This is a genomic window from Halopseudomonas pachastrellae (assembly GCF_900114765.1).
Classification (GTDB): Bacteria; Pseudomonadota; Gammaproteobacteria; order Pseudomonadales; family Pseudomonadaceae; genus Halopseudomonas; species Halopseudomonas pachastrellae.
The window spans coordinates 33784-52764 of the sequence record NZ_FOUD01000008.1; the positions used below are offsets into that span (position 1 = coordinate 33784).

The following is an 18981-nucleotide window of genomic DNA, read 5'->3' on the forward strand; positions in this document are numbered from 1 at the left end:
GTTGCGAGCCCATCCTGTTGCAACCCAGTATCTTCGGCATCGTGCTGGTGCTAAGTCCGCCTTTCGCCTTTACGGCGAGCCAAGGGGGGCTGCTTGCCCAGCCCCCCAAAGGGAAGCGCTAATCCATTTCACACGCCCTCTGCGAGTGCTCAAGCATGCAGATACAAGGCGCGATGGGCAGCCAATAGTGGTTCTATTGGCAAGCAGCGCAACGCGGTCAGATGCATGCTTGAGCGCTCGCCCTGCGGGGCGGTCAGGCCAGTCCGAACTCTGCGTTGTGATTTCTCGACAGGTCCCGACATGCCTTCGAAACCACGCCTTGATTGCGGACTGGCCTGAACGCCAGAGGGCATGTGAAATGGATTAGCGCTTCCCTGAATCCCCCGGGGCACCCGACTACGCGGCCCTTCGGGTTCGCTGCGTTGCTCGGCCTGACGGGGGTGGCCGGCGAGGTAGCGGCAGAACTCGTCGCTACGCTCCTCAGACATGCTGCCGCTCTTTTTCCCGCCAGCCCTGCGCTACTCGCCCGCGTAAACGGGACTAAATTCCGTGCACACCCCACCATCCGAGCGTTTAGCAAAGTGTCTCAGCGCAGCGGACTATTAGTAGGAGGCATGTCAACTCACCTTTCAGCAAGATCCGCCGGAATGCTCAGGGCGTCGTGGGCGGCACGCAGGTTGGCGCTGGATTCCAGCAGGTAGTGCAGGTCATTCAGCAAGCTGGTGGCTTGCCAGCCGTCCAGCTCACCGGCGCGTAGCTGCTGGTTCAGGCGCTGCTCAAACTGGCTGCGGAACAACTGCTGCTGGTCCACATAGGCCGCCGAGCGCTGCTGTTCAGCCTCGGCAGACAAGCCGTCGGCCTCACGCCGGGCCTGATCGCTAAGCAGCAAACGCCCTTGTTCACGCAGCTGGCGGTAACCTTCGCGCATCGCCGGGCGGGCGCTGTCGACGTGTTTGCGCAGGTTAGTCTGCAGGTGCTTGGCCGCCTTGACCGCCTCCACCAGATCCCGCGCAGCCAGGTTCAACTGCATCAGCGCCTGCTGCTGCTCGGGCAAGGGGTCGCAGTCCAGATGGCTGAGAAAGTCGACGATATCCGCGTAAATACCTTTGATGTGCTGGTGATAGAGCGCATCGGCATCTTCACGCTCTGCCAGCGGCGGCACCGACAAAGGGTCGCTCAGGGCGCGTTCGCGGGTCATGTCCTGGCGGAACTCGGCGGGTAGATACAGCGCCGAGGCAATCACCTGACGGCTGGTAGCCGCCAGGTGCCTCAGCTCCTGCTGCAGCACCTTGAGCGCGGTGTCGGCATGGCGCCGCGCCGCCTCGTCCAGATACAGAGCGTGGGAACGCGGTTGCTCGGCCAGGTCCTCGCCGGACGCCAGTGCCGGGGCCGGTAACCAGCGCGGCAGCCAGCGCACCAGCGCCGGCACCAGCGGCAGCATCAGCAGCAGGCCAAGCAGGTTAAACAGGGTGTGAAACAGCGCCAACTTGAGGGTGTAGGCCGTTGCCTGCATGCCCAGCCAGTCAGCCAGCTGGTCAACCAGAGTGGCCAGCAGCGGCAAAATAGCCAGCGCCACCAGCGCGGTCAGCAGGTTGAACAGGATATGCGCCGCCGCCAGCTGACGGCCGGCGTTGTTGGCACCCAGCGCCGCTATCAACGCGGTCACCGTGGTCCCCAGGTTGGCACCCACTGCCATCGCCAGGGCATTGCTGTAATCCAGCTGTCCGCTGGCCAGTGCCGCCAGGGTAATCATCAGGGTCGCGTGGCTGGACTGCATCAGCACCGTCGCCAGTGTGCCCAGCAGGGCATAGAGCGCAATGCCGCGCCAGCCCTCAACCTGATACGCCGCCAGATCAAACACCTGATCCAGCCCGGCGAAGCCTGCCTTCATCTGATCAATGCCAAGAAACAGCAGGCCGATACCCAGCAGCACCTGCCCGGTACCACGCCAACGCGCCTGACGATTGCGCTCCAGCACCACGCCAAATACCAGCAGCGGCATGCCGACCTGCGCCAGATCCAGCTTTAGGCCCACCAGGGCAATCAACCAGGCCCCGGTGGTTGTGCCGAGGTTGGCCCCGAATACGATGCCGATCCCGGCCGTCAGGCTGATCAGCCCGGCACTGAGAAAGGCAATACTGAGCAGGGTAATCAGTGAACTCGACTGCACCAGCGCGGTACTCAGGGTACCAAAGGTCAGGCTCTTCCAGAGCCGGTCGGTACTGGCTGCCAGCCAGCGCTCCAGCGCACCGCCGGTAAAGGCGCGAAAGCCGTCTTCGAGGTAGCGCATACCCAACAGAAACAGCGCAACGCCGGCAAACAGCTGGGCAAGGGAGGGATGTTGCAGAAACAACAGGACCACAACGACCAGGCCGAGCAGCAGCCCGGCCGGACGCAGCAACGCCGCCGGTGCCGGCAGCGATCGGGGCTCACTCATGCGAGCGCCTCCGTTACAACAGGGTCAGTACCTGCACCGGCGAGCCCCATCGGGGCTCACGGCACCCGCAGCTCAGCGAGCTTCATCCTGCTGCTTGCGGCCATAGCCGGCGCGGGAGCAACCCAGGCAACGTACGAAGGTTTCTTCTGCGGGACGAATAACCAGCTCGTGGCCGGCCTCACCAACGTTGCCGCCCATGGCACTGAACGGCAGGCTGACCAGGAAGGCACCAGCGCCAACCAGCGTCACACCCAGCAGCAGCGGGCGGGCGATGACCAGATCACCGACCATGGCAAAGTAGCCCGGCTCATCCTGGTGATAATCGTTATAGGAGTCCGCAGCCATGACGCTGGCGCTCATCAGCAGGCCGGCGATAAGTGCGGTGGAATGACGTAACAGGCGCATAGTTAATCCCTGGTTGTGGCCCGAAAGGCATGGTTCTTGTGGCCCGACCCAATTCCTCTGGATCGATGGCCTCCGCTTCATTGTAGGCACAATCGGGCAAATACGGAACGCACCGACTGCAAATGCCGATTATCAGCGCTGACAGTTGCGACAGAATACCGAACTGCGCTGCCCCAGACGGACCTCGGAGAGGGTTGTGCCGCACTGTTTACACAGCTGCCCGCCTCGGCCGTAAACGAACAGCTCCTGCTTGAAGTAGCCGGGCTGCCCATCACCACCTACAAAGTCCCGCAGCGTGGTGCCGCCGCGCTCGATGGCGGCGGCCAGAATACGCTTGATCTCCTCGGCCAGGCGCAGATAGCGCTGCCGACTGATACGCCCGGCCTCGCGGCGCGGATCAATGCCGGCGGCAAACAGCGCCTCACTGGCATAGATATTACCCACGCCAACCACCACCGCGTTGTCCATGATGAACGGCTTGACCGCCGTGCTCTTGCCGCGCGAGAGCTGATACAGCCGCTCGCCGTCAAAGGCCGCCGACAGCGGCTCCGGTCCCAGCTTGCCCAGCAGCGCGTGGGGCTCGTCGGCCCGCGCCCAGAGCAGCGCGCCAAAGCGGCGCGGGTCGGTGTAGCGCAGCGCCATACCCGACTCCAGCTCGATATCAACATGATCATGCTTGCCCGCCGGCGTGCCTGCCGGCACCAACCGCAGACTGCCCGACATTCCGAGATGGCCGATGAGTGTGCCACCGCCGATGCGCAGCAACAGGTACTTGGCCCGGCGCTCGATGGCGTCAAAGCATTGCCCCTCGATCTGGATCGCCAAATCTTCCGGGATGGGCCAGCGCAGGCGCCGCTCACGTACCACCAGGCGGCTTACCCGCTGGCCCTGCAGGTGGGGCGCGATACCGCGCCGGGTGGTTTCGACTTCAGGTAATTCAGGCATCTCAGCTTTGCTGCCAATAGGTAAAAAAGATAAGCAACAGCAGCAGCGGCATGACACTGGCGACAAAGCGCCCGTTCCAGCCGAAAGCCACCCGATAGGGTGTTTCACCACTGTAGCGCGACAGAATAAGGGTGGAGGGCCCAAAGGGCGAGAAGATCATGGCCAGCGAAAAGCCGCACATCAGCCCCACCGCCGGCGTCATGATCGGCACGCCCAGGTGCGCCAACTGCGCCAGCAGGCCGGCGGTCAGCGATAACGACACAATCGGCGCCAGCCCCAGCACCGCCAGCACAATAGTGCTGAACAGCGCGCCGATGGCCAGCAACACGTTGTATTTGGGCTCCTGCGCCAGCCAGGCGGCAATATCTTCCAGCGGCGCCACCGCGCCCAACACCCCACCGAGCAGCGCAGCACAACCAAAGATAAACATCTCGTTGTGCATGCTGACCATGTTGCCGGTCACCTCCTCCACCACGGTCCGCGGCGAGCGCTCACGCCACAGCAAGTAGCTGATCACCCCGGCCGGCACCAGCACCATCGCAGACTGGGAGGCGCTGAGGTCGGTCACCGAGGCCAGCAGACCAATGGCGCCCAGCCCCAGCAGGCTACCAATCAGCAGCTGCGGCATGCCGTCGGCCTTGCTGGTGTCACCAATGTTGTCACGCAGCGCCAGCAGGCCGGTGGTTTCACGACGCCAGCCGACCACAATCATCATCAGCGCCGCCACCGCACCGTAAGGCACCATAGTGCTCCAGGACTGCTCGGGCATCTCGCGCGAGATGATTGCGATGGTCACACTGGTCGGCGCCAGCAGGGGCACCAGCGCAAAACCACGCAGGGTGGTGACCATCACACTGCGCAGGCCTGCGCGGCGCTGCTCGTCGGTGAGCGGATAGCGCTTGAGGTGATCAGTCAGGGTGCCGCAGAGCAGGTTCATCATGCCGAAGTTGAGAATCGAGCCGATGCTACCCGCCGCCAGCACATAACGCGGATACAAAACCACCTTGGAGCCGGACAGCAGCGCCTTATGCAGCTCGCGCAGCTGCGGCAGGCGCTGCGCCAGTAACTGCATCAGCCCGAGCGCGCCGAGAAAGCTGGTGTAATAGGCCACCGAGCTGGCCAGCTTTGGCCACAGGCTCGCCTCGGGGCGGGCAAACCATACCGCTGCCGCAAGCACCACCAGGGTGACGATACCCAGCCAGCGCGGATACGGGTTGAGGCGCCGAAAATACAGCAGAAAGTAGACACTGAAGGCCAGCGCCGCTGCCCAGCTGAGCGGCGGCAGATGAGCAAGCAGGGCGGCCAGCTCCAGCACCACCCCAAGGGGTAGCAGCCAGGCAGGGGTCACGGCAGGTCCTTGCGGTAGGCGCCCTTCTTGAATACACCCTCACCAAAACCAATCAGCTTGTCGTTCTCGTCCAGCAGATCACAGCTGGCCATGAAGATCTTGTGACCCGCGTTGCGGCAGGTGGCCACGGCGCGCACATGGGTACCGACCGGCGCGGTCGAGGTGAAGTTGGTGTTCAACGACAGGGTAATGGCAACACGACGCTCCTGCGGTGAGGCCACCCAGGTGCCGCACAAGCCCATGGCGATGTCCAGCAGGCTGGCGGTGACACCACCGTGCAGGGAGCTGGCGTTATTCATGTGCTTCTCGGTCAGAGTCAGGCCGACTACGGCACGCCCCTCCGAGTACTCCTCCAGCTGGGCGCCCAGCTCCTGAAAAAAGCCGGTTACGGTACTGGCAATAGCCTGACGTTGATCCTGATTCACGGGTGAGTCACCTTTTATTCACTACACTCGATCTGGCCGGCTGGACGAGAAGCCCCGGTTTGGCGGCCTGCGCGGCGCAAAATACGACCAGTTTGGAGTCGACGAGTATGCCACGGCAAAGGGCGCGCAGACTGTCGCCAAACTTGCACTCCTACTGCGCAAGATTTAATCTCGCTGCACTTTAAACGAAATACCGTTTCGCCATGCGGAACAATGAGCGTACTTCAGGAGGCAAAGCATGTTCAAGCGGATTGGCGTCATCGGCGCCGGGGCCATGGGGCGCGGCATCGCGCAACTGTTCGCCAGCAGTGGTCAGCAGGTTCTGCTGTTCGATACCCGTGCAGAAGCCATCGACGATGCTCTGGCCTTCAACCGCAACCTGCTGCAACGGGCGCAGGCCAAGGGCAAGATGACCGAAGCCGAATTGGCAGCAACCATCGCCCGCATGCAACCGGCGCAAACGCTGGAACAGCTCAAAGACTGCGACCTGGTGATTGAAGCCATCGTCGAGCTGCTGGACGTCAAACAGAAGCTGTTTGCCGACCTCGAAGCCATTGTCAGCGAAGACTGCGTACTGGCTACCAACACCTCCTCGCTGTCGGTCACCCGCATCGCCAGCACCGCCAAGCACCCTGAGCGGGTTGCCGGCTTCCACTTCTTCAACCCCGTTCCGCTGATGAAGATCGTCGAAGTCGTACGCGGCGAGCGCACCGATGAGCGCCACGTACAGGCACTGGTGGCGCTGGCAGAGCAAGCAGGGCACTTCCCGGCCATCACGCCCGACACCCCCGGCTTCCTGGTCAACCACGCCGGTCGTGCCTTTGGCACCGAAGCGCTGCGCATGCTCAGCGAAGGCGTTGCCAGCGTGCAACAGATCGACCGCATCCTGCGGGACGGCCCAGGCTTTCGCATGGGGCCGTTCGAGCTGTTCGATCTGACTGGCCTGGACGTCTCCCACGCGGTGATGGAGTCGGTCTACGAGCAGTTCTACCACGACCCGCGCTACACCCCATCGTTCATCGCCGCCCAGCGCGTTGCTGCCGGCCTGCTGGGTCGCAAGACCGGCCAGGGCTTCTACCGTTACGAAGACGGCCAGAAGATCGAGCAGCCCGAGCAGCAGCCAGAAACCGTGCTGATCAACCGCCCGTTCTGGCTGGAGACCGATGATGATGCACTGCGTAGCCAGGTCGAAGAGGTCTTGACCACGGCCGGCGCCACATTGGAAACCGCCAGCAAGCCATCGGACGACGCCATCTGCCTGATCACCCCGCTGGGCGATGACTGCAGCACCGCCCTGACTCAGCTGGGTCTGCCGGCAGATCGCACGCTGGCACTGGACAGCTTCGCCAACTGGGACAAACGCCGCACCCTGATGCGCCAGCCTGCCGCCAGCGCCAACGTCGTCGCCCAGGCGCGCCAGGCCCTGAGCGCCGATGGCGTGCCAGTGGAGGTCATCAACGATTCAGCCGGCTTTGTCATCCAGCGCCTGATCGCCAGCGTCGTCAACCTGGGTTGCGAAATCGTGCAGAAAGGCATCACCGCACCGCAAACGCTGGATCGCGCCATTCAACTGGCACTGGGCTATCCGAAAGGCCCGCTGGCCTTCGGTGAGCACTATGGCAAAGCCAACATTCTCGCTGTTCTCAACAATATTCAGGCCGTTTACGGCGAGCCGCGCTACCGCCCCAGCCCCTGGCTGCGTCGCCGCGTGCAGCTGGAACTGCCTTTGACTACACCCGACTTCCAGGAGTAAGAGCATGACTGCCTACATCTATGATGGTTTGCGCACCCCCTTCGGCCGCCACGCCGGCGCCATCGCCAGCGTGCGCCCCGATGACCTGCTGGCCGAGGTGATTCGCGCCGTCGTTACCCGCAACCCCTTCGACGGTGCGGATTACGAAGACGTGGTCATGGGCAACACCAACCAGGCCGGTGAAGACGCGCGCAACGTTGCTCGCCACGCTGGGCTGATGTCCGGCCTGCCGCAGGACGTGGCCGGTGTTACCGTCAACCGTCTGTGCGGCTCCGGCCTGGCGGCCATCCTCGACGCCGCTCGTGCAGTCAAAGCCGGTGAAGGCGACCTGTTCGTTGCCGGTGGCGTGGAAAGCATGAGCCGCGCGCCCTTCGTTATCGCCAAGAGCGAAAGTGCCTACAGCCGCGACTTCCGCGCCTTCGACAGCACCATCGGTGCGCGCTTCCCGAACCCCAAGGTGGAGAAGCAGTTCGGCGATGACACCATGCCGCAAACCGCCGACAACGTTGCTGCCGACCTGGGTATCACCCGCGAAGAAGCCGACACCTACGCCGCACGCAGCCAGGCGCTGTACGAAAAGGCCCGTGCCGACGGCTTCTTCGCTGAAGAAATCCACCCGATTGAAGTCTCTCAGGGCCGCAAGAAGCCGGCCAAGGTGGTCGATCAGGACGAACACCCGCGTCCGAGCAGCGACCTGGCCGCCCTGTCCGGTCTGCGTCCACTGTTTGAAGGTGGCGTGGTCACCGCCGGCAACGCCTCCGGCGTCAACGACGGCGCGGCTGCGCTGATCATCGGCAGCGAAGCGATTGGCCAGAAGTACGGCATCAGGCCGCGCGCACGCATCCTCGCCGGCGCCGTCTCCGGTGTCGCCCCGCGTGTCATGGGCCTGGGCCCGGTTGAAGCCTGCAAAAAAGCCCTGAGCCGCGCCGGCCTGAGCCTGGACGACATGGATGTGATCGAAATCAACGAGGCTTTCGCCTCGCAGGTTCTGGGCTGCGCCAAGCAACTGGGCATCGCCTTTGACGATCCGCGCCTGAACCCGAACGGCGGCGCCATCGCTGTCGGCCACCCGCTGGGCGCCTCCGGCGCTCGCCTGGCCCTGACCGCCCTGCGCCAACTTGAGGGCACCGGCAAGCGCTACGCGCTGGTCAGCCTGTGCATCGGCCTGGGTCAGGGTGTAGCAGCGGTGATCGAGCGCGTTTAACGCGCTCACGCAGCTGGAAGCTGGAAGCTGGAAGCTGGAAGCTGGAAGCTGGAAGCCAAAACAGCGTGGATCGGCGCCGAAGACCGTCAGCGTTGGGCGACCAAGAAAAGCAGTCCGACACAGCTCGGACTGCTTCAAGCTGATCACTTCCAGCTACAGCCTCCAGCGCCTTTTTTGCTAAGGTAGCGCCTCCACTTTCTTTCAGCGACCCTTGCATGCAGCTCAACTCCAGCCCCTTTGAATGGCTCGGCTCGGCCATTGGTACCGTGGTCCGTGTCGTCATCGACAGCCTGATCTGGCTGTTCACCCTGCTGAGCAACGCCAGCTCCGATTTTATCAACGGGTTTGCCCGCGCGTTGGGGGTCAACAGCAATCTGCTGAGCATCGCCGCCGTCATTCTCGGCCTGTTTCTTATCTACACCGGCGTACGCGCCTTTATCCGCCGCAAGATCGTGTTGGGTATCGTCTGGGTACTGCTCGGACTCTGGCTGCTGAGCGCCCTGATCAAGTGACACGTGCCTGTCGCCAGGCAGGTGCATACTAGGTAGTTTTCAGCTCATAACCTAAGGAGAACACCATGGGATTCGCATTTTCCAACGACCTGGAACTGACCAGCAGCGCGTTTGGCAACAACGGCGCCATCGCCGCCAAGCACACCGGCGATGATGTCGACGTGTCTCCCGCGCTGAGCTGGAAGAACGCACCGGCCGGCACCAAGTCCTTTGCCGTCATCTGCCACGACCCGGATGCCCCGCTGATTTCCGCCAACGGCACCTACGGTTTTGTGCATTGGGTGCTTTACAACATTCCCGCCAGCGTCAGCGAACTGGCCGAAGGCTGCGCCGACTACACCCAAGGCGTGAACAACTTTGGCAACAGCGGTTACAACGGCCCGCTGCCGCCGGAAGGCCACGGCCAGCACAAGTACTATTTCTGGGTCATTGCGCTGGACGCTGAGCTGGACCTGCCAGCCGGCCTGACCCTGTGGCAACTGCTGGAAAAGATCGAGCCGCACGCCACTGTAATGAACCGCCTGATCGGCACCTACCAGCGCGGTTGATGCGCTCTACGGGCGGCACTCGACAGCAGTGCCGCCTTGTCTTTTCCAGGCGCATTCGGCCTGGTCGATAACGGCGGATTCACGGCATCAAGCTTGATGGCAAAACCGTCTGATCGCCTACTATTATGACCATCATATTTATACCTTTCCCGCCGTAACGGAATTTGCAGATGACCACACCCGCCCCCACCAGCCACGCCTTTGACCGCGCAATCAACCTGACCGCGGCCGGCACCAACCTGTTCAGGGGCGAGGTCGACGACAGCTTTCAGAACATGGTCGGCCCGTTCGGCGGCGTCACCGCCGCCACCCTGCTCAATGGTGCGCTGCAGCACCCGGAGCGCATTGGCGAGCCGGTCTCGCTGACCGTGAACTTTGCCGGCCCGGTCCAGCTGGGCGCCTTCGAGCTGGAAGCCATCCCGCTGCGCACCAACCGCTCAACCCAGCACTGGCTGTTGCTGCAAAAGCAAGGCGGTGAGGTCGTCACCAGCGGCACCGCCTTCTTTGCCACCCGCCGTGAGACCTGGTCCGAGCAGCAGCACGAGATGCCCACGGCACCGGCTGCAGACAGCCTGCCGCAGCTGGTACGCAGTGAGCGCAACTGGTTCCGCAATTACGATTTCCGCTACGTGTCCGGCCTGTTCGACCCCAGCCGATCTGACACCATTGAGGATGCCGACAGCGAGACCCTGCTATGGACCCGCGACCACCCCGCCCGGCCACTCGACTTTGCCTCGCTGACGGCACTGGGCGACGTCTTCGCCCCGCGCATCTTCCACCGCCGCCAGCGCTTCACCCCCGCGGGCACGGTGTCACTGACCCACTACTTCCACGCCGATACCGAGCAACTGGCGCGCGCAGGCGATCGCCACGTGCTCGGCCACGCCCGTGCAACGCGCATGCACAACAACTACTCGGATCAGGTCGCACACCTGTGGAGTGATGACGGCCAGCTGCTGCTGACCACCACGCAGGTCGCGTACTTCAAGGAATAAATAGAAAGGAAAGGTGGAGCATCTGCTCGACCAACGGGTCAGCCTGCAAAACTAAGGCCGAGTTGGAACTCGGCCCACCCAAAAACCCGAGGCTCATCGTCTAGTCAGCCCGTGAAGGTACTGTGCAGCGCCATGGCCGAGCTGGAAGTCGGGCCTCCAGTCACCCCTGCAGCGCAGTAAACGCCTCACGCAGCGGCGCATTAAGCAGCGCGCGCGTCTCACGATAGGCCCGGCGGTCCAGCCCGGCCAACTGACGGGTCTTGGCGCGGGCGCGCTCAAGCAGTTGCTCGGCCGGCTGCAGTTCGTCGAAGAACCCAGCCTCCAGCGCGCCGGCCGAGGCAAAGACTTCTGCCTGCAACACGCAGCGATTCAGCCATTGCGGCGACAGACGCGCACGCGCCTGCAACACGGCGCCGTCCGGCATGGTCATGCCGATAGCCACCTCGTTCAGCGACACGCGGTAATCACCTTCAGCCCCCAGGCGGTAGTCAGCCAGCAACAGCATAAACGCCGCCTTGGCCATCGCGTGGCCGGTCGCGGCAATGACCAGCGGCGCGGGATAGTCGAGCAGCGCCAGGGTCAGCCTGTCGCCAGCTGCGCGCATGGCATCGCAGGCCGGGCCGCCGGCGTCGATCAGCTTACGGTCGTACCCGCCACTGAAGATACCGGGGCGGCCGCTGATCAACAGCGCCGCATCAGTCTCGGCCGCCTTGGCGATTGCGGCCAGCAGTTGCTCGAGCATGTTTTCCGACAGCGCGTTGACCTTGCCGTCATCGAGCAGGATCTCGGCGACACCACCCTGCAGGCTGAACTGCAGCGGCGCGCTCACGCCTTGGCCTCACCGCGCGCTTCGTCGCGCAACACGCGACGCAGCAGTTTGCCCACGGTCGACTTGGGCAGGTCGTCGCGAATCTCAACGTGCTTGGGCACCTTGTAACCGGTCAGGTTCTCACGGCAGTGGGCAATAATTGCCGCCTCGTCCAGCGCTGCATCGTTGAGGCTAACGAAGATCTTGATCGCCTCGCCAGTGCGCTCATCCGGCACACCCACGGCGACACACTCGCGGATACCGGCGTGGCGCATGACGGCATCTTCGACATCGTTGGGGTAGACGTTGAAACCGGAGACCAGAATCATGTCCTTCTTGCGGTCGACCAGTTTGAGAAAGCCTTCCTGATCGAGCACGCCCACATCACCGGTTTTCAGCCAGCCATCGTCAGAGAACGTCGCTGCGGTTTCATCCGGACGGTGCCAGTAGCCCTGCATCACCTGCGGGCCCTTGATCAGCACCTCGCCCGGCTCGCCGCGCGGCGTCTCATTGCCGTCGTCGTCCACAGTCTTGACCCAGGTATCGATCACCGGTTTACCGATGAACCCTTCCTTATGAGGCGTCTTGGAGGTAGAGGCAACCACCACCGGCGAGGTCTCGGTCAGACCGTAACCTTCACGCACCACACTGCCGGTCCGCTCCTGCCAGCGACGGGCAATCTCGGTGTTCAGCGGCGCGCCACCGGAGTTGACCCACTTCAGGCGACTGAAATCGACGTTGTCGAATTCAGGGTGGTTCATCAGCGACACGAACAGTGAATTGATACCCGTCAGCAGAGTAAAGGGGTGGCGCTTGAGGTCGGCAATCAGCCCGTCCAGATCACGCGGGTTGGTGATCAGAATGGTGTGGAAGCCGGTAAACACGGAGGCGATGCAGTTCGCCGTAAAGGCAAAGATATGGTACAGCGGCAGCGGTGAAACCCGCACTTCGCCGCCGTAGTTCACGTCGCCTTCCTTCAGGATGCTCACCGCCTGCAGCACATTACAGAGGATGTTGCGGTGGGTCAGCATCGCGCCCTTGGATACGCCGGTGGTACCGCCGGTGTATTGCAGCAGTGCCAAATCGTCGAGGCCGCGCTCGGTCTCGATGGCCGGCAGCTCATCACCCAGGCGCAGTGCTTGCATAAAGCGCACCTCGTCCGACTCGCTGCTGTCGAACTGCGGATTGCTGTAGTCATCCATGCTGGTGACGATCAGCGTCTCGATCTCGGTAGCACCTTGCGTCTTGCGCACCAGCGGAACCAGCTTGTCGAGCACCACCACGGCGCGGGCACCGGAGTCGGCAAACTGGTGGCGGGTTTCATGATAGGTGTACTGGGGGTTGGTGTTGACGATCACCAGTCCGGCACGCAGGGCGCCGAAAATGGCGATGGTGTACTGCAGCAGGTTGGGCAGCTGAATGGCCAGCCGGTCGCCCGGTTGCAAACCAGCATGCTGGCGCAGGTAGCGCGCAAAGGCGTCGGCCCGTCCGCGCAGCTGGTTAAAGGTCAGAGTGTCGGCACCGCAGGAAAATGCCGGGCTGTCGCCATAGCGGCTGCAGGACTGCTCCAGGATATCGAAGATCGTGGTGTGACCCAGTTCTGCCAGTTGCGCACTGACGGCATAGTGCTCAGGTGTAGACATCTCAGCCTCTTGTTTTTGAACTATTGTTTTGCACTGCGAAACGAAATACCAAAAAGATGCTAGTCTATTAAAGGCTGGCTGTGCAATGATCGAGACACCTGACACTGCCACGATTAACAAAACAGATACAGAGTATCAGTGTGTCACTGTGCGGGGATTGATCATGGTATCTTTCCGCGCGTTAGCGACAGCAGCGAACTGAAAAGCACCACATTACATTCGGTCGCATCCTCTGATGCGCCACAAGGTACGCAACCCGATGAAAGATGAGCTGGAAACCACAGTAAAGGACGCCCCTGCCAAGGACCGCAAGTTCGTAGAAGCGCTGTCGCGCGGACTGGACGTATTGCGCGCCTTCAGCCAGGGATCAGTGGTCATGGGCAACCAGGATATCGCCCGCATCACCGGCCTGCCCAAGCCAACGGTCTCGCGCATGACCTACACGCTGACCAAGCTGGGCTACCTGAGCTACTCCACTCAGCTGGAAAAGTACCAGCTTGACTCGGGCGTACTGGCGCTGGGTTACGCCTATGTCTCCAACTTGCGGGTGCGCCAACTGGCCAAGCCCTACCTTGATGAATTTGCGCGCAACACCAATACCTCGGTTGGCCTGACCTGCCGTGACCGCCTGTCGATGATCTACGTCGAGAACTGCCGCCCGTCGGAATCCACCTCCCTGCGCATGGACGTGGGTGAGCGCCTGCCGCTGGCCACCACCGCTGCCGGCCGGGCCTATCTGGCTGCCATGAAGGAAGACGAGCGCAGCCACCTGCTCGACGCCATCAAGGCCCGCAATCCGGACACCTGGACGGAACTGTACGCCTCCCTGCAACGCAGCTTCGCCGAATATCAGGACCAGGGCTTCTGCCTCTCGCTTGGCGATTGGGACCGCAACGTCAACGCCGCCGGCGTGCCTCTGCACCTACAAGACGGCAGCCTGATGGTCCTCACCTGCGGCGCCCCGTCCTATCTGGTCTCTGAAGAACGCGTCAAAAACCAGCTCGCCCACCAGCTGGCCATGCTGGCACGGGATATCGAGCGGCTGGGGGTTTGACCCCAGCGGCAAGCCACAAGCTGCAAGCTTCAAGCTTCAAGCGGCAAGAAAAACCCGGACCTATTGTGAGCCGGGTTTTTTGTGCCCGCCTGAAACAGCGTCTCCTTCAGTTCGGGGTTCGCTTGAAGCTTGCGGCTTGCGGCTTGCGGCTTGCGGCTTGCGGCTTGCGGCTTGCGGCTTGCGGCTTGCGGCTTGCGGCTTGCGGCTGTGATGAATCTGGCCCGCGCTAGCGCAGGCCAGATTCATCACCTTAACTAATAAACCCCCATTTCCTTTTCCCGAGGCATCGACAAGCGGTTTTATTTTTTGTATTTTGCCTAGCGAAACATGATTCCGCTATTTCGCGTAGTGAAACACACCCAATAAACAGACGGAGATCGAGCATGTCTGATGTGGTCACTCTGGAGCGCAAAGGCGCCATCGCGGTCGTCACCGTGAACAACCCGCCGGTCAATGCCCTGGGCATCGCTGTGCGCGAAGGTCTGCAGCAAAGCTTCAAGGCTGCAGAAGCCGATCCGGACGTAAAGGCGATCGTACTGGTCTGTGAAGGCATGACCTTCATGGCCGGCGCGGACATCAAGGAATTTGGCAAGCCGCCGAAAGAGCCGAGCCTGCCCGACGTGGTCAACGGCATCGAAGCCGGCAGCAAGCCGAGCGTCGCTGTCATCCACGGCACCGCACTGGGCGGTGGCCTGGAAGTGGCCGTCAGCTGCCACTACCGCATCGCCGTCAAGAGCGCCAAGGTCGGCCTGCCGGAAGTCAAACTCGGCCTGCTGCCGGGCGCTGGCGGCACTCAGCGCCTGCCGCGTCTGGTTGGCGTTGCCAAGGCTCTGGACATGATCGTCAGCGGCAACCCGATCGGTGCCGTCGAAGCCCACGACCTAGGTGTAATCGACGAGCTGGTTGAAGGCGACCTGACCGCTGCCGGTATCGCCTTTGCCGAAAAGCTGCTGGCCGAGGGCAAGGGCCCGCGCCGCACCGGTGAGCGCACCGACAAGCTCGATGGCGTCGACAACGCCGCTGCCGTTGCTGCCAAGCGCGCAGAAATCGAGAAGAAAATGCCGGGCCTGTTCTCGCCCCAGCGCTGCGTCTCCGCTGTTGAAGCCGCCTTCGCCCTGCCGCTGGCAGAGGGCCTGAAGCGCGAGCGCGAACTGTTCGCCGAGTGCCTGGTTTCCCCGCAGCGTGCCGCACTGGTCCACGCTTTCTTCTCCGAGCGTCAGGCCTCCAAGATCAACGACCTGCCCAAAGACACCCCGGTACGCGACGTCAAGTCGGCTGCGGTCATCGGTGGCGGCACCATGGGCGTCGGCATTGCCATCTGCTTCGCCAACGCCGGCATCCCGGTCAAGATCCTGGAAATCAGCTCAGAGGCCCGCGACAAGGCCCTTGAGCGTGCCCGCGACACCTACGGCATGAGCGTCAAGCGCGGCAGCCTGACCCAGGACGCGCTGGAACAGCGCATGACCCTGATCAGCGGCGTGACCGACTATGCCGACCTGTCCGACGTCGACGTTGTTGTCGAAGCCGTGTTCGAAGACATGGGCGTCAAGCAGAAGGTGTTCGAGGCACTGGATGCCAACTGCAAGCCGGGCGCTATCCTCGCCTCCAACACCAGCTCGCTGGATCTGAACGCGATTGCTCAGTTCACCAAGCGTCCGCAGGACGTCGTTGGTCTGCACTTCTTCAGCCCGGCCAACGTCATGCGTCTGCTGGAAGTCGTCCGTGGCGAGAAAACCGCCAAGGACGTGCTGGCCACCGCCATGGCGATCGGCAAGAAACTGAAGAAGGTCTCGGTGCCGGTTGGCGTCTGCGACGGCTTTGTCGGTAACCGCATGGTGTTCCAGTACGGTCGCGAGTCCGAATTCCTGCTGGAAGAAGGCGGCACACCGGAGCAGATCGACGGCGCCCTGCGCAAGTTCGGTCTGGCCATGGGCCCGTTCGCCATGCGTGACCTGTCCGGTCTGGACATCGGCCTGGCTATCCGTACCCGTCAGCGTCAAACCCTGCCGGCCGAGTTCAAACTGCCGGTCGTACTGGACAAGATGGCCGAAGCCGGCCTGCTGGGTCAGAAGACCGGCAAAGGCTTCTACGTTTACGAGAAGGGCTCGCGCACTCCGCTGCCGAACCCCGAGCTGCCGGCCATCATGGAAGCCGCCTCGAAGGAACAGGGCATTGAGCGCCGCGAACTGAGCGATGAGTACATCATCGAGCGCACCATCTACGCCCTGATCAACGAAGGTGCCAAGATCCTGGAAGAAGGCATTGCCCAGCGCGCCAGCGATATCGACGTCATCTACCTGAACGGCTACGGCTTCCCGGCCCACCAGGGTGGCCCGATGTTCTATGCTGACGCGGTCGGCCTGGATCGCGTATACGCCCGCATCTGCGAATTCCACGAGCAACACGGCGCCTGGTGGAAACCGGCCGCCCTGCTGGAAAAACTTGCTAAGGAAGGGCGCAAGTTCGCCGACCTGTGATGAATCAGTACGGTCAGCCCCCCGGGCTGACCGTCGGATACCCGTATTACAACGAGGAACCACAATGGAAATCCATTTTTCTCCCGAACAGCTCGCCTTCCGTGATGAAGTGCGTGAATTCCTGAAGCAGGAGCTGCCTGCCGACATCGCCCAGAAGGTCAAACTGGGCAAACACCTGCACAAGGCTGACCACGAGCGCTGGCAGAAAATCCTGTCCAAGCGCGGCTGGTACGCGCCGGGCTGGCCGGTAGAGCACGGTGGCACTACCTGGGGCCCGATCGAGAAGCATATCTTTGACGAAGAGTCCGCCGCTGCCGGCGCACCGCGTCTGGTACCGTTCGGCGTCAACATGGTTGCTCCGGTAATCATCAAGTTCGGCACCGAAGAACAGAAAGCCACTTACCTGCCGCGCATCCTCGACGGCACCGACTGGTGGTGTCAGGGTTACTCCGAGCCGGGCGCCGGTTCCGACCTGGCGTCGCTGAAGACCCGCGCCGTGCGCGATGGCGATCACTACATCGTCAACGGTCAGAAAACCTGGACCACGCTGGGCCAGCACGCCAACTGGATCTTCTGTCTGGTACGTACCGACCCCGAAGCTCAGCAGCAGCGTGGTATCTCCTTCCTGCTGATCGACATGGCGACCCCTGGTATCACCGTTCGCCCGATCATCACCCTGGACGGCGACCACGAAGTCAACGAAGTCTTCTTCGATGACGTGAAAGTGCCGGTCGAGAACCTGGTTGGCGAAGAGAACAAGGGCTGGACCTGCGCCAAGTACCTGCTGACTCACGAGCGTACCGGCCTGGCTGGTATCGGTGCCTCCAAAGCAGCACTGACCAACCTCAAGCGTATTGCCTCCAAGCAGCAGAAGAACGGCAAGCCGCTGCTCGAAGACGCCCTGTTCCGCAGCCAGATCGCCGAAGTCGAAATGTCGCTGATGGCGGCTGAAATGAGCACCCTGCGTATCGTTGCCGCGGCTTCCGAAGGCGGCGTACCGGGCTCCGAGAGCTCCATCCTGAAAGTGCAGGGCACTGAAATCCGCCAGGCCATCACTCACCTGATGCGCAAGGCACTGGGCCCGTACGCCCTGCCCTTCCTGCCGGAAGAAATGGAACTGGACTTTGATGGCGAGATGCTGGTTGACGACTACGCGGCCACCCCGGCCTCGCAGTACTTCAACATGCGCAAACTGTCGATCTTCGGTGGATCCAACGAGATCCAGAAGAACATCGTCTCGAAAATGATTCTTGAGCTCTAAGGAGGCCGACCGTGGATTTCAAACTGACTGAAGAGCAGCAAATGCTCAAAGAAACCGCTGAACGCCTGGTTCGCGACGTTTACGATTTCGAAAGCCGCAGCAAATTCAGCGCCAGCGAAGCCGGTTTCAGCACCGCTTTCTGGCAGCAGCTGGGTGAGCTGGGCCTGACCGCCATTCCGTTCTCTGAGGAACTGGGCGGCTTCGGTGGCACCGGCGTTGAAACCATGCTGATCATGGAACAACTGGGCAAGGGCATCTGCCTGGAACCCTACATGGAGTCCGTGGTTCTGGCTGGCGGCCTGATCGGCCAGCTGGGCAGCGACGCGCAGAAAGAAGAGCTACTGGGCGGCATTGCTACCGGTGAGCTGCAAGCCGCCGTTGCATTGGACGAGCTGAACAGCCACTACGACCTGGCCAACGTCACCACCACTGCTACCGAGCAAGGCGGTAGCTGGAGCCTGAGCGGCCGTAAGGGTGTTGTGATCGGCGGTCAGACTGCCGGCAAGATCCTGGTCTCTGCCCGTACCGCTGGCAACAGCCGTGACGAGCAAGGCATCAGCCTGTTCGTGGTTGACCCGAACGCTGCCGGCGTAACCCGCCGCGTGTACGCCACCGTTGACGGCCGCAAGGCCTGCGAGCTGTTCCTGGACAACGCCCAGGGCGAGCTGCTGGGCGAAGCCGGCAAGGCGTTCGACGCCATCCGCTACCAGAGCGGCCGCGCCATCGCTGCCCTGTGTGCAGAAGCCGTTGGCGCCATGCGCACTGCCTGCGACCTGACCCTGGACTACCTCAAGACCCGCAAGCAGTTCGGCGTGCCGATCGGCAAGTTCCAGGTTCTGCAGCACCGTATGGTCGACATGATCAGCGAGCTGGAGCGTGCTACCTCCATGGCCATCCTGGCTGCCTCGCTGGCAGACGATGCCGACAGCGCCGAGCGCAGTGCCAAGCTGGCCGCCGCCAAGTTCATCGTCAACCGCGCTGGCCGTTACGTTGCCGAACAGTGCATCCAGCTGCATGGCGGTATCGCCATGACCTGGGAGTACAACGGTGCTCACTACGCCAAGCGCCTGGTCATGATCAGCCACCAGTTCGGTGATGACGACCACCACCTGGAAGCCTACGCAGCGCAACTCGGCGCCGCATAAGCCCCTCCGGACTGCCGGGTT

The 18981-nt window shown here is 62.6% G+C and carries 16 protein-coding genes; 9 read left to right on the forward strand and 7 right to left on the reverse strand.

What is annotated here, in order from left to right; translation table 11 throughout:
- Positions 1-622: 622 nt before the first annotated feature.
- From BM116_RS07700 to BM116_RS07720, 5 genes are all read right to left on the reverse strand, one after another.
- Complete coding sequence (locus BM116_RS07700; protein ID WP_083724019.1) at positions 623-2437, reverse strand: Na/Pi cotransporter family protein; 1815 nt, start codon at positions 2435-2437, stop codon at positions 623-625.
- Positions 2438-2509: 72 nt separating this feature from the next.
- Complete coding sequence (locus BM116_RS07705) at positions 2510-2842, reverse strand: hypothetical protein (protein WP_083724017.1); 333 nt, start codon at positions 2840-2842, stop codon at positions 2510-2512.
- A 132-nt stretch (positions 2843-2974) separates the two neighbouring features.
- A complete protein-coding gene (gene mutM / locus BM116_RS07710) occupies positions 2975-3787 on the reverse strand; it encodes a bifunctional DNA-formamidopyrimidine glycosylase/DNA-(apurinic or apyrimidinic site) lyase (protein ID WP_083724015.1) in 813 nt (270 codons plus the stop codon).
- A 1-nt stretch (position 3788) separates the two neighbouring features.
- Complete coding sequence (locus BM116_RS07715; RefSeq protein ID WP_083724013.1) at positions 3789-5135, reverse strand: hypothetical protein; 1347 nt, start codon at positions 5133-5135, stop codon at positions 3789-3791.
- On the reverse strand, positions 5132-5560 hold the full coding sequence (locus BM116_RS07720; RefSeq protein WP_083724011.1) for a PaaI family thioesterase: 429 nt from the start codon (positions 5558-5560) through the stop codon (positions 5132-5134). Before BM116_RS07720 ends, BM116_RS07715 begins: the two co-directional genes overlap by 4 nt.
- A gap of 238 nt (positions 5561-5798) precedes the next feature.
- Between BM116_RS07720 and BM116_RS07725 the strand changes: the two genes are divergently transcribed.
- From BM116_RS07725 to BM116_RS07745, 5 genes are all read left to right on the forward strand, one after another.
- Positions 5799-7313 (forward strand): 3-hydroxyacyl-CoA dehydrogenase, encoded by a 1515-nt coding sequence (locus BM116_RS07725; protein WP_083724009.1) that lies wholly within the window; start codon positions 5799-5801, stop codon positions 7311-7313.
- A 4-nt stretch (positions 7314-7317) separates the two neighbouring features.
- Positions 7318-8517 (forward strand): 3-oxoadipyl-CoA thiolase, encoded by a 1200-nt coding sequence (locus BM116_RS07730; protein WP_083724007.1) that lies wholly within the window; start codon positions 7318-7320, stop codon positions 8515-8517.
- Positions 8518-8732: 215 nt separating this feature from the next.
- Positions 8733-9029: a hypothetical protein gene (locus BM116_RS07735; RefSeq protein WP_083724005.1), complete on the forward strand. Its 297-nt coding sequence runs from the start codon at positions 8733-8735 to the stop codon at positions 9027-9029.
- Between the two features lie 65 nt (positions 9030-9094).
- Positions 9095-9577 carry a YbhB/YbcL family Raf kinase inhibitor-like protein gene (locus BM116_RS07740; RefSeq protein ID WP_083724003.1) on the forward strand — a complete coding sequence of 161 codons (483 nt, stop codon included), beginning with the start codon at positions 9095-9097 and terminating at the stop codon, positions 9575-9577.
- Positions 9578-9747: 170 nt separating this feature from the next.
- Positions 9748-10572 carry an acyl-CoA thioesterase gene (locus BM116_RS07745; RefSeq protein WP_083724001.1) on the forward strand — a complete coding sequence of 275 codons (825 nt, stop codon included), beginning with the start codon at positions 9748-9750 and terminating at the stop codon, positions 10570-10572.
- 160 nt (positions 10573-10732) lie between these two features.
- On the opposite strand, the gene BM116_RS07750 is transcribed toward BM116_RS07745, so the two are convergent.
- A complete protein-coding gene (locus BM116_RS07750; RefSeq protein WP_083723999.1) occupies positions 10733-11401 on the reverse strand; it encodes a crotonase/enoyl-CoA hydratase family protein in 669 nt (222 codons plus the stop codon).
- Positions 11398-13023 carry an AMP-binding protein gene (locus BM116_RS07755; protein WP_083723997.1) on the reverse strand — a complete coding sequence of 542 codons (1626 nt, stop codon included), beginning with the start codon at positions 13021-13023 and terminating at the stop codon, positions 11398-11400. Before BM116_RS07755 ends, BM116_RS07750 begins: the two co-directional genes overlap by 4 nt.
- Before the next feature lie 259 nt (positions 13024-13282).
- Between BM116_RS07755 and BM116_RS07760 the strand changes: the two genes are divergently transcribed.
- The 4 genes from BM116_RS07760 (at position 13283) to BM116_RS07775 (ending at position 18960) form a co-directional block, all read left to right on the forward strand.
- Positions 13283-14077, forward strand: a complete 795-nt coding sequence (locus BM116_RS07760) for an IclR family transcriptional regulator (RefSeq protein WP_083724092.1) — start codon at positions 13283-13285, stop codon at positions 14075-14077.
- A gap of 383 nt (positions 14078-14460) precedes the next feature.
- Positions 14461-16554 carry a 3-hydroxyacyl-CoA dehydrogenase NAD-binding domain-containing protein gene (locus BM116_RS07765; RefSeq protein ID WP_083723995.1) on the forward strand — a complete coding sequence of 698 codons (2094 nt, stop codon included), beginning with the start codon at positions 14461-14463 and terminating at the stop codon, positions 16552-16554.
- Between the two features lie 64 nt (positions 16555-16618).
- Positions 16619-17815, forward strand: coding sequence for an acyl-CoA dehydrogenase family protein (locus tag BM116_RS07770; protein ID WP_083723993.1), 1197 nt, complete (start codon positions 16619-16621; stop codon positions 17813-17815).
- Between the two features lie 11 nt (positions 17816-17826).
- Positions 17827-18960 carry an acyl-CoA dehydrogenase family protein gene (locus BM116_RS07775; RefSeq protein WP_083723991.1) on the forward strand — a complete coding sequence of 378 codons (1134 nt, stop codon included), beginning with the start codon at positions 17827-17829 and terminating at the stop codon, positions 18958-18960.
- Positions 18961-18981 lie beyond the last annotated feature (21 nt).

What these genes read in the sequence shown, in the direction of transcription:
- BM116_RS07700 (WP_083724019.1), bottom strand. Translation starts at nt 2,437, where the DNA reads ATGAGTGAGCCCCGATCGCTGCCGGCACCGGCGGCGTTGCTGCGTCCG.
- BM116_RS07705 (WP_083724017.1), bottom strand. Translation starts at nt 2,842, where the DNA reads ATGCGCCTGTTACGTCATTCCACCGCACTTATCGCCGGCCTGCTGATG.
- mutM (WP_083724015.1), bottom strand. Translation starts at nt 3,787, where the DNA reads ATGCCTGAATTACCTGAAGTCGAAACCACCCGGCGCGGTATCGCGCCC.
- BM116_RS07725 (WP_083724009.1), top strand. Translation starts at nt 5,799, where the DNA reads ATGTTCAAGCGGATTGGCGTCATCGGCGCCGGGGCCATGGGGCGCGGC.
- BM116_RS07730 (WP_083724007.1), top strand. Translation starts at nt 7,318, where the DNA reads ATGACTGCCTACATCTATGATGGTTTGCGCACCCCCTTCGGCCGCCAC.
- BM116_RS07735 (WP_083724005.1), top strand. Translation starts at nt 8,733, where the DNA reads ATGCAGCTCAACTCCAGCCCCTTTGAATGGCTCGGCTCGGCCATTGGT.
- BM116_RS07740 (WP_083724003.1), top strand. Translation starts at nt 9,095, where the DNA reads ATGGGATTCGCATTTTCCAACGACCTGGAACTGACCAGCAGCGCGTTT.
- BM116_RS07745 (WP_083724001.1), top strand. Translation starts at nt 9,748, where the DNA reads ATGACCACACCCGCCCCCACCAGCCACGCCTTTGACCGCGCAATCAAC.
- BM116_RS07755 (WP_083723997.1), bottom strand. Translation starts at nt 13,023, where the DNA reads ATGTCTACACCTGAGCACTATGCCGTCAGTGCGCAACTGGCAGAACTG.
- BM116_RS07760 (WP_083724092.1), top strand. Translation starts at nt 13,283, where the DNA reads ATGAAAGATGAGCTGGAAACCACAGTAAAGGACGCCCCTGCCAAGGAC.
- BM116_RS07765 (WP_083723995.1), top strand. Translation starts at nt 14,461, where the DNA reads ATGTCTGATGTGGTCACTCTGGAGCGCAAAGGCGCCATCGCGGTCGTC.
- BM116_RS07770 (WP_083723993.1), top strand. Translation starts at nt 16,619, where the DNA reads ATGGAAATCCATTTTTCTCCCGAACAGCTCGCCTTCCGTGATGAAGTG.